Raw genomic sequence first — 8,668 nt, forward strand, 5'->3', positions numbered from 1 at the left:
CTGTTTTAGCTTTTCTTCTACAACCGATAGGTTTTTCTTCGCGGCTTCAAAGTTAGGCTTTTCCTCTAGCAGTTTTTTATACAAATCAGCCGCATCTTCTAATTGACCATTTTGAGCGAGCGAGTTGGCGAGGTTATAGCGGCCGTTAAGGGAGGCATCATGAGAAAATGCTTCGATAGCGGCTTCGTAGTCACCTTTTTGATAACTGGCGGCTCCTTTCCAGCTTGGGTTTGTAAATAGGTTTTGCGCCTGTTCATACTCACCTTGCTTGTAGAGTTCCGCTCCTTGTTGGTCGGCATTTAAGAACGGATTAGCTTCTGCATGCGGTGTCCACGTTACTGGGACTACAGTCGCAACTACCATCCAAATCAGGCCGCGTCGAAACAGTAAAGCCGCAGGAAGAAGTAACAACGGCAGTAACCAAAAGCCACTGTTGAGACGAGAATCAGTTTTAACTTCTTCGCTTTGGGTCGCAGAAAGCTGGCTACCAATGTTATTGGTAAAGGCCGCGATGTTTTCAACGTCACGGTTGGTGTGTTGAATAGGAACAAATAGGCCACCAGTCTTATTCGCTAGCGTTTGTAGATTTTTCAGATTTTTTTTCGCTACGACGGTTGTGCCTTGTGCCGTTTTTAGCAGAGAGCCGTCGGGCAGCGCGATAGGTGCACCGTTAGGAGTCCCGACGGCAAGAACAGAAATGCGAAACTTTGTACCTTGGACTAAATCTAACGCGCGAGACAGCTCTGACGTATCAAGATCATCCGCTAACACGATGATATCGCCTTGTTGCGTGCCGGCTTGAGAAAACTGGTTGATCGCAAGTTCAATCGCGGCAGGCAGGTTTGCTCCTTGAAAAGGCATCAGCTCTGGTGACAAATTTTCGATAATGCCCGCAAGCGTACTGGAATCAGTTGTCAGTGGACTTAAGTTATAGGCATCGCCAGCGTAAGCAATAAGTCCAGTGGCTCCCTCTTTCCATTTTGGCAGCAAATCGAGCGCCTTATAACGTGTTTGTGCTAGCCGATTGGGTTTGATGTCTGTAGCAAACATAGAGCGAGACATATCAAGTACCAAGATACGGTTTTGGTTTAACTCAAAGCTTGGTCGAGCATTGGACTGCCAGCTTGGCCCCGCTAATGAAATGCAAGTTATTGCCCAAGCTAAACCCCATAGAGTGAAGTAATGCTTAGACTGCGTGTTTTGTCCGAGCATCCGCGATAGGTGAGGGGCAATCAGTGTGGACTTTTGGGCTCTAAATTTGTGATTAAGCAAGAGTGCTATAGGGATCACGATGAGCCCCAAAAGCCAATAAGGATTGAGGAAAATAAACTCAGCCATGTTTTCTCCTTAATAGGAATAACAATACCGATAATACAAATGCAGCGCTTAATGGATATGGAAACCATTCAGACTGTGGGCGCCAAGTTTGTGTGTCGCTAGATACGGGTTCTAGCTGGTTGATTGTGTCATAAATCTTTTCGAGCTCTTCCGTATCTCGCGCTCGAAAATATTGTCCACCTGTCACCTCTGCCACTTTAGTCAGTGTTTGTTCATCTAAGTCGGCTGCGGTGTTGACTTTGCGAGTCATGAAAAACTCTTTCACCATCATTTCACCAGCGCCCACGCCCACGGTGTAAATAGTGGCGTTGTATTTTTTCGCAATTTCCGCTGCTTCTAGCGGCTCGAGCACCCCTGCAGTATTGCTGCCGTCACTGAGCAAAATCATGACTCGTTGGGGAGCATCACTGTCTACAAAGGTTTTTGTGCCTAAACCAATACCATCACCAATGGCGGTTCGTTGACCAACCAAACCGATGACGGTTTGATTAATCTGTTGCATGACGCTTTTTCGGTCTGCAGTGAGTGGTGTTTGCAAATAAGCATGGTCGCCAAACAAAACAACTCCGAGACGGTCACCTTTTCTCTTTGCTACGAAATCAGACAGAACTTTTTTGACTGCTGTGAGGCGATCGATATATTCGCCGTTGAGTTCCATGTCTTCCTGCTGCATCGAACCGGACAGATCGACGACTAACATCAAGTCCCGATATTTGGGTTGGAATTCAACGGGATCGCCAAACCAAACTGGACGCGCACACGCGACGACAAGAAGGCCCCAGATCGCGATTGAAAGTGCTTTTTGCAGCGCTTGCTTAGGCTTGCTGCGATTCTCATTGGTTGGTAAGTACGCCAATTTGATCTCGGCTTGTTGAGATTCTTGTGGCAGGAACTTGTATACCAGCCATGGGATGGGCAACAAAAACAGTGCCCACCACCAGACAAATTCAATGTTTAGCCATTGGGCAAGATCGGTTATGAGTGTTTGCTCAGTCACGGTTATTTGCCTTTTTCTTTGGTGGCAAAGCGTAGGTTATCCAAAAGACACAATCGTCTACCAAGCTTTGATGCTGCCCTTGGGAAGAATTCTGATACAACGCTTCTTGCCACTGATGTTGTTTGTCTACGAATCGACTTTCTTTGGTATGGCTATCGAGAAATTTATACCAAGCGATTCCGGTTAATGGTGCGATCTCTTCACGCGGAAAGTAACTCAATGCTGCCTGGCGCAATATTTCCAGAGCAGAAGAGGGGGTATGAGGCGTGGTAGGTTGAGTTAAAAGTGTTAATGCTGTCTTTTTTGCGCGTAAGTGTTTTTTACGCCATCTCACATAAAGACAAATGCCGAAAACGAAGAGCAAGGTGGCTGCAAGCACCACCCACCATCCCCAAGCGAGCGGAAACCAATCCGGAGCGTTTGGCAAAATCAAAGGTTCAAGGTCTAGGCTTTGGTTGTTTGTTGTCATTATTATTACTGCTTAATAAATACTGCTTGTCAGTTTGTTAGCTTAATTGTGAAATTAAGGGCCAGCCACTTGATAGCGTGTTAAATGGAATTGCTATCGAATGGCACTGCTGCTTAATGGTTTCTTGATGTTGGGTAAAGTGGCTTTCGAGTTCTCTTCGTTGTCCTTTAGAGCCAAAGTTAAACCATTGACTATGCAGCCCATCCGAAGCTTTCACTTGACCTCTAAAGTCTGTTTCGCCTCTTTCTAACGGATCATAAAACTGAACGGCCCTTACGCTATTGTGTTGTTTGAGTCGACGTAGTTGTGCCAGTTCCGTTGGTGTTACGTGGGCAAAGTCACTGAGCATAATCAATTCGCTGCCTTTTGGGGTGAGCGTATGAAGTGTCTCCAATACTTGTGTATAAGGCAGTGTACGAGTGTCGTTGCTTGCAGTACGAGTTACTTGCGCATTATGTATGTCGACTATGGCGTTAAGAATCCGCAGCCCTTGTCTTTGTAAAGAAGAGGGGCGAAATTCAAGACATTGATGTCCGTCATCAATCACTGCGCCGATGCGATCTTTTTTAGCTAGAGTTAGCCAAATTAGAACACTGGCAAAGTGGGCCAATTGAACGGATTTGAGTACATACTTAGATCCAAAATGTAGACTAGAACTTAGATCAAGATAAAGAATGACCGCTTGCTCTTTATCTTCTGCAAACAATTTTGTATGTGCTTTACCGGTCCTAGCGGTGACTCGCCAATCAATGCTGCGAATATCGTCGCCAGGTTGATATTGGCGCACCTCCATAAAATCCATACCTCGCCCTTTTTGGCGACTGGTATGGTTACCACTCATCTGCGACCAGAGACTCTGTGCTGGTGGTAACCAACGTACAGATTGAGTGCGATATTGGAGCAGCTCTTCAAGGGTTAATGTCACCCCATTCGCATGAGGTGGTAATGAATGTGTAGCGGACATATCACTCACCTGTTTATGCACTGCCAACAAGGTTTAGCAGTTTATCGATGACCTGGTTTGCCGTAATGCCTTCCGCTTGAGCGTGGTAACTCAACAATAAACGGTGGCGCAGTACCGGATAAGCCATGGTTTGAACATCTTCCGGAGAGACAAAATCACGACCAGCAAGCCAAGCGTGCGCACGTGCACAGCGATCAAGAGCGATGGTGGCACGCGGACTCACACCCATTGACAACCACTTGTCCAACTCAGTGTCATATTCGTTGGCTTGACGTGTCGCCATAACTAAACGGACGATGTACTGCTCTATCGTTTCCGCCATATGAATATCCAACACTTCTTTACGTGCGGTGAATATATCTTGTTGGCTTAACATTGGGCGTTCAACCTTTGCTTCGCCTTTTGCTTCTCCGCGGTTAATACGCAAGATAGATAGCTCATGCTCCGCATCTGGGTATTCCACTTCTAAATGCAATAAAAAGCGGTCTAGCTGCGCTTCAGGAAGGGGGTAGGTCCCTTCTTGCTCTATCGGGTTTTGAGTTGCCATAACCAAAAACAACTCTGGCAGCGGGTAGGTATGACGACCTGCTGTGACTTGTTTCTCTGCCATTGCTTCAAGCATTGCCGCTTGTACTTTGGCTGGCGCACGGTTTATCTCATCCGCAAGAATAAGCGAGTTGAAGATAGGACCTGATTGGAAAGTGAATTCTCCGGTTTCGGGACGGAAGATATCGGTGCCGGTTAAATCGGCTGGCAGCAAATCAGGGGTGAACTGAATGCGGTGGAAGTCGCCTTCAACACAGTCTGAGAGTGATTTTACTGCACGGGTTTTTGCTAACCCAGGAGGGCCTTCAACTAAAATATGCCCATCCGCAAGAAGCGCAACAAGCAGTTGCTTTACCAGATCTTGCTGTCCGATGATCTGCGACTCTAAGTATTGCTGAAGAGTTTCGAAGTTAGATTTATGCATGCTTTGGACTCTCGGTATCCATGTGATTTTCGTGTTGAGTATTGGTCATTTTCCATGTGAAAAAAGTTCCAACGCTCTATTGCAATTTATCTTTTCAATATTGGGACGCTACAGAGAATTGCAAGTACGTGCTATCTCTGAAAGTGCTTATTTGACAGTGTGTTACATTTATTTTTCATAATATAATGAGAAATGCCTCTAGTTTTGTACATATGAGCCGATAAAGATTCCGTGGTGTGCGTGTCATGAGATATGCACCTGATTCCCCTTGTGGGGCCAATAACAAGTGATTCTTTTAAAAGGTCCGAATATGTTGAAACTTCATTCCTTGAGCATCAAACAGAAGGTTGTACTTGGCATTACGTTTGCTGTTCTAGCATCAACAATCATTGTTGGTGTTATGGCTCAGCGTCATGCGAGAGATGTATTGAGCCATCGTCTTATTGACATCGAGCTACCTGCGATGTTGCAGCAAATCAATACCGAAATTGACCGCGAAGTTGTCGAAATGCAACAAGCGGCAAAACAGCTGGCTACAAACGAATTTATTGTTGAAGCCCTATCTAATACAGACCGTGATCCGTCAGTAGAAGTTCAGTTGGTTCAGCAGCTCAATAACGTTAAATCACAGTATGGTCTTAATGATGCGTCGGTAGCGAATCGTCAAACGGCATATTACTGGAATCAAAACGGATTCTTACGTCAACTTAACCGAACGCAAGATGCTTGGTTCTTTGGATTTACGTCGTCTGGTCAAGAAACGTCCGTGAGTGTGTTCCAAGAGGCAAATGGCGAAGTGAAAATGTTTGCCAATTTCCAAGATCTTAATGGTACATCAATGTCAGGTCTCTCTAAATCTATGGGAGACATGGTTGCTTTGCTCAATGGGTTTAAAATTGAAGATACGGGTTACGTGTTCCTCACTAATGAACAAGGCCAGATTCAAATACACCGCCAACAAGGTAAGAACCAAACTTCTATCACTAAACTATTTGGTAGTGACGCAAGTGCGCTGTTGAACAAAAATAGCTTCAACCTAATTAATGTGGAGTTTGAAGGGCAGGATACTTTTGTTTCTAGTTTGTATGTTCCTTCAATGAACTGGTTTGTTATTGGCGTGGTTCCCGTTGATGAAGTATTCGCAGACCTGAATGCGACAGCTAAAAAAATGCTGTTTACGACCATCATTGTTGCCGTTGTATTCATCCTCATGGGCGTATGGTTAGCAAACAGCATTACGAAACCAATCCGACTGATTGCCGATCGTTTTACCGACCTTGGGCAAGGTGAAGGCGATTTGGCGCAGCGTATTGAAATTAAGGGTAATGATGAAATTGCTCAGCTTTCAAAAGGCTTTAATGGATTTATTGAGAAGATTCATGCCACGATGAAAGAGGTTGCTCTAACCAGTGGCTCATTAAGTCAAGCGGCAGAAAGTGTGTCAACGAAAGCAACATCCACACACGACAACAGCCAAGAGCAGCGTGATCAAACCATTCAAGTAGTTGCAGCTATCAACCAAATGGGTGCGACCATCAGTGAAATTGCATCGAACGCTGCTACCGCTGCTGATACGGCAAATCAGGCTTCAGATAACACTCAAACTGGTCGAGAAGTTGTGATGAAAGCAAAAGAGGTGATCAGCCGCCTAGCCGATGATGTTGAAACAACCAATATTGTTGTTACGCAGTTGGCGTCGACAACCAAAGATATTGGCTCGATTCTGGGTGTAATTCGTGACATCTCTGAGCAAACGAATTTACTTGCGCTAAACGCTGCAATTGAGGCTGCTCGTGCTGGTGAGCAGGGACGTGGTTTTGCGGTTGTTGCTGATGAGGTAAGAAACCTAGCTTCACGCACGGCTGATTCTACAGAAGAGATTCAGCGCATGATCAATCAGCTTCAAAGTGACGCACAAGACGCGGTAAGTGCTATGGAAGCGGGCAAAGCGGTCACCATAGAAGGGGTTACTTCTACCGATGAAGCAGTCGAGGTATTAATCAGTATTTCTGAACGAATCACCGACATCTCTGATCGTAATACACAAGTTGCAACGGCGACGGAAGAGCAATCCACGGTGGTGCATACCATTAATCAAAATATCGAAGAAATCAACGCGATAAATGAAATGACAACCGCGACAGCAGAAGAGTTGGCGGATGCAAGTCGCGATCTTCAAGCGCTCTCTTCTCGTTTAGACAAGATGGTTGGTAGCTTCAAGTTATAGAGTTGGATAGAATAGGCGAAGTTTAAAAGTTCAATCATTAATTTTAGGTAAGTACTATGAATGACTTCGAAAAAGAACTAGAGCAAATTTCTCAAGAAACCGCTCAGGAGCCAGAAGTAAAACTGCCGTCGCTAGAAGAGCAAAAAGCGATCGTCGCTGAGCTGAAAAAGCTGGAAGCGGAAGGTAAGCTGACGCCAGAAGTGTTAGAACAACACTTTGGTAAGTTTAACCAAAAAAACGCAGTTCCAATCCACTAAGTTAGGTGGTGTTTTGCCTCTAACGTGCGTGATTAAATCACCTGCTCAAACACAAAAAGGGAGTTTATACTCCCTTTTTTAATGTGTGAAAAATGCTAATACCTCTCACATACTTGCCACTTAAAAATTATTGACACTTCAATGAGTTATTAATTAGTACTAGTGATTTTCATACTTGACAATACTACCGCTCTATCTAAATCTATTGCGTATTTCAATAAAAACGACCAAGGGAATGCGATCAGGATGGAGCAGCAAAAAAAAAGAAACGTTATTTTAATCACGGAGGGAAGTCTACAGTCATCTCTGTTGAAAGATGTATTGGAGACCAAACTCGGTATTAGTGTTGCTCTAATCACGCCAGATAATCTGATTCACGGAGTGTTACATGAATCTCTTGCATCAGCCATTATTGTTGATTGCAGCGTGATCACGGATGAAATTTTTCGCCGTTATGCGGAGTTTAAAGCCGCCAAGCAGAAAGACACGCTTGAAATCTTAATTAATTGTGAGCAATCCATATCGACAGAAGATCTCTTTGCTTGGCGTACTTTGGTCGGTATTTTCTATACCTCTGATGATATAAAAACGTTGCAAGTTGGTATTGGTAAGGTGCTTCAAGGAGATATGTGGTTCAGCCGTAAGTTTTCTCAGCAGTACATTACTTACCTTCGTCGACATTGCAAACCTATAAATAAGAATGTTTCCGCTATTCTGACCAAACGAGAGCAACAAATAATTACCTTTCTTTCCATGGGGGCGTCCAATCAACAAATCGCCGAACAATTATTTGTCAGCGAGAATACGGTAAAAACGCATTTACATAATATTTTCAAGAAGATTGATGTGAAAAATAGAGTTCAAGCACTTATTTGGGCAAAGGAAAATATTTCAGACAACTCGTTAACGGTGTAATGCTATTGCAATATTAGGTTGCCTAATTTAGTAAACTCTTAATAATTTCTGTGACCTGAATGTGTTAAAAGTGTTTCTTTTATGAGAAACACTTTTTTTGATTCTCTTTTTAATAACTTTAGAATTTAAAAAAGTAGCAAATAACTTTACTCTGTGAACTAGCACTTACATATCAAACTAAGTGCTGACGATTAACTACTAATTTAAGAATGTTAAGTCACTGAAAGTATGAGAAACATTATGGAACAGTATATGGAAAAGCCTGAAATCCTAATGCTCACTCAACAAAGTTTACAGAGTGAAAACTTTAAGGAAATGCTTTCTAAAAATACAGAAACTAAAATAACGATCATTGATACTAAAAACCCTAGCTATCATGAACTCATTCCGGAACGCTACTTTTTGCTTGTTGATTTTTCAGTTGAGATTCCTTCCGAAACTTTAGTTTATTTAAAGGCTATGTTCCCTTTAACTGTTGTTATACTTAAAGTAGGCAACGATTGGAGGGAACTCCTATGCTTCAGTCACAGT

The 8,668-nt window shown here is 43.6% G+C and carries 8 protein-coding genes and 1 pseudogene; 4 read left to right on the forward strand and 5 right to left on the reverse strand.

The window, feature by feature from the left end; translation table 11 throughout:
• From R8O11_RS08595 to R8O11_RS08615, 5 genes are all read right to left on the reverse strand, one after another.
• Positions 1-1,338, reverse strand: a 1,338-nt coding sequence (locus R8O11_RS08595) for a VWA domain-containing protein (protein ID WP_318194080.1), incomplete at its 3' end; no start/stop codon positions are given.
• A complete protein-coding gene (locus R8O11_RS08600) occupies positions 1,331-2,335 on the reverse strand; it encodes a vWA domain-containing protein (RefSeq protein ID WP_050550100.1) in 1,005 nt (334 codons plus the stop codon). The genes R8O11_RS08595 and R8O11_RS08600, both read right to left, overlap by 8 nt.
• A complete protein-coding gene (locus R8O11_RS08605; protein ID WP_047103940.1) occupies positions 2,328-2,804 on the reverse strand; it encodes a DUF4381 domain-containing protein in 477 nt (158 codons plus the stop codon). Before R8O11_RS08605 ends, R8O11_RS08600 begins: the two co-directional genes overlap by 8 nt.
• A gap of 37 nt (positions 2,805-2,841) precedes the next feature.
• Positions 2,842-3,768, reverse strand: coding sequence for a DUF58 domain-containing protein (locus tag R8O11_RS08610; protein ID WP_025768548.1), 927 nt, complete (start codon positions 3,766-3,768; stop codon positions 2,842-2,844).
• A gap of 13 nt (positions 3,769-3,781) precedes the next feature.
• A complete protein-coding gene (locus R8O11_RS08615; protein ID WP_025768547.1) occupies positions 3,782-4,738 on the reverse strand; it encodes an AAA family ATPase in 957 nt (318 codons plus the stop codon).
• 310 nt (positions 4,739-5,048) lie between these two features.
• Between R8O11_RS08615 and R8O11_RS08620 the strand changes: the two genes are divergently transcribed.
• The 4 genes and pseudogenes from R8O11_RS08620 to R8O11_RS08635 all read left to right on the forward strand — a co-directional run.
• The gene (locus R8O11_RS08620) at positions 5,049-6,965 is read left to right on the forward strand and encodes a methyl-accepting chemotaxis protein (RefSeq protein WP_017821859.1); all 1,917 of its coding nucleotides are present in this window, start codon (positions 5,049-5,051) and stop codon (positions 6,963-6,965) included.
• 56 nt (positions 6,966-7,021) lie between these two features.
• Positions 7,022-7,222, forward strand: coding sequence for a restriction endonuclease subunit S (locus tag R8O11_RS08625; protein WP_005375165.1), 201 nt, complete (start codon positions 7,022-7,024; stop codon positions 7,220-7,222).
• Between the two features lie 246 nt (positions 7,223-7,468).
• Positions 7,469-8,137 carry a LuxR C-terminal-related transcriptional regulator gene (locus tag R8O11_RS08630; RefSeq protein WP_318194081.1) on the forward strand — a complete coding sequence of 223 codons (669 nt, stop codon included), beginning with the start codon at positions 7,469-7,471 and terminating at the stop codon, positions 8,135-8,137.
• 240 nt (positions 8,138-8,377) lie between these two features.
• Positions 8,378-8,668, forward strand: a pseudogene (locus R8O11_RS08635) (helix-turn-helix transcriptional regulator); the annotation flags it as partial.

This window comes from Vibrio sp. 1288, assembly GCF_033344475.1.